Origin of the sequence: Vibrio sp. 661, assembly GCF_033339315.1 — a bacterium.
Lineage (GTDB): Bacteria > Pseudomonadota > Gammaproteobacteria > Enterobacterales > Vibrionaceae > Vibrio > Vibrio alginolyticus.
Window position 1 is genome coordinate 1 of sequence record NZ_JAWOUJ010000072.1, and the last position, 1,291, is coordinate 1,291.

General features: G+C 48.8%; 1 protein-coding gene. It reads right to left on the reverse strand.

The annotated features are described in order from the left end of the window. The coding region (locus tag R7P69_RS24770; RefSeq protein WP_318121760.1) for a thiamine pyrophosphate-dependent enzyme at window positions 1-1,291 on the reverse strand (1,291 nt) is incomplete at both ends.

Here is a 1,291-nt window from a genome sequence, read left to right on the forward strand (position 1 = left end):
CCATCGGGAATGGGTAAAGCTGCTCAATACGCACGATTGCTACGTCTTCTTGCTCGTTGTTGCGACGCTGCTCAAGAAGGTCGAAATACACCTTACCCGAACAGAACACGACGCGTTTCACTTTGCTTGGTTCCAAGTTATCCACTTCAGGGATGGCTGCTTGGAACGTACCTTCTGCAAGGTCTTCTAGAGTCGAAGTACAAAGAGGATGACGAAGCAATGATTTAGGAGACATTACAATCAATGGTCGACGCATTGGGCGTACAACCTGACGACGAATCATGTGGTACACCTGAGCTGGCGTTGATGGTACAACGACCTGCATGTTTTGCTCAGCACACAATTGAAGGTAACGCTCTAGACGAGCAGATGAGTGCTCCGGACCTTGGCCTTCGTAACCATGAGGCAGAAGCATCGTCAGGCCGCACAAACGTCCCCACTTTTGCTCACCAGACGAAATGAATTGATCAATAACCACTTGTGCGCCGTTAGCGAAGTCACCAAACTGCGCTTCCCAAATGGTCAAACCGCCAGGTTCAGCTGTTGCATAACCGTACTCAAATGCAAGAACAGCTTCTTCCGACAACACAGAGTCAAAAACTTGGAAAGGCCCCTGCTTGTCATGGATATTCGCTAGCGGGATGTAAGTGCTTGCATCTGATTGGTTGTGAAGAACTGAGTGACGATGGAAGAAAGTACCACGACCTGAGTCCTGACCAGAAATACGGATACGCTTACCATCGTCTACCAATGTCGCGTAAGCCAATGTTTCAGCCATACCCCAGTCAATAGCCTTCTCACCTGTCATCATTGCTAAGCGATCGTTGTACAGCTTGTTTACTCGGCTTTGCAGCTTGTGGCTTTCCGGGTACTGACATAAACGATTACCTAGTTCGACAAGGCGTTGCTTATCGTAGGTCGCCTCCCATTGCATATCCCACTCGTGTCCCAAGTAAGGAGACCAGTCTACAGAATGCAATGCCATCGGACGCCACTCTTTCACCACGACTTCACCGCGGTCAAGTGCATCACGATACTCGTTCACCAACTGCGTTGCAGTTTCAATATCCGACTCATTCTTATCAATCAGAACATCGGCGTACAGTTTACGAGGAGTTGGGTGCTTTTTGATTTTTTGGTACATCAACGGCTGAGTCGCGTTCGGTTCATCCGCTTCGTTGTGACCATGACGACGGTAACAAACCAAATCAATCACGACATCACGCTTGAACTCGTTGCGGTAATCCAATGCAATGCGAGTAACAAAAGCAACCGCTTCTGGATCATCGGC